Source organism: Brenneria tiliae (assembly GCF_023347575.1).
Taxonomy (GTDB): domain Bacteria; phylum Pseudomonadota; class Gammaproteobacteria; order Enterobacterales; family Enterobacteriaceae; genus Brenneria; species Brenneria corticis.
In genome coordinates this window covers 1-350 of record NZ_JAKPCB010000056.1, presented here as the reverse complement: position 1 = coordinate 350, position 350 = coordinate 1, and the positions used below count along the sequence as shown (strand labels likewise).

Below are 350 nucleotides of genomic sequence, written 5' to 3'. Positions count from 1 at the left end.
TACCAGTGACACGGCAACGGTGACCGTCACCGATACGGTGGACACCGTCAACGTGACGATCGATAGCAATGGCGACGTCACCGAAGCGCAGGACGCGGTCTTTACCATCAAGGTAGACCGGGTACTGGACGACGATCTGGTGGTCACCCTAAGCAACGGTGAGCAGGTGACTATCCGTGCCGGCGAGCAGAGTGCGGCCTATAGCGTGCCGGCGCAGGGCGATGATGTTTATAACGATTCGGGCAGCGTAACGCTGGGCCTTACCGACGCCAGCGTGGCCGGCAAGGTTTTTGAAGATCTGCAACTGGGCGGTGACGCCACGGTAAATATTACTGATACGGTAGATACCA

Annotated in this window: 1 protein-coding gene; it reads left to right on the top strand. The window is 58.0% G+C overall.

What is annotated here, in order from left to right:
• Positions 1-350, top strand: a 350-nt coding sequence (locus tag MFP24_RS00280; RefSeq protein ID WP_249246705.1) for an immunoglobulin-like domain-containing protein, incomplete at both ends; no start/stop codon positions are given.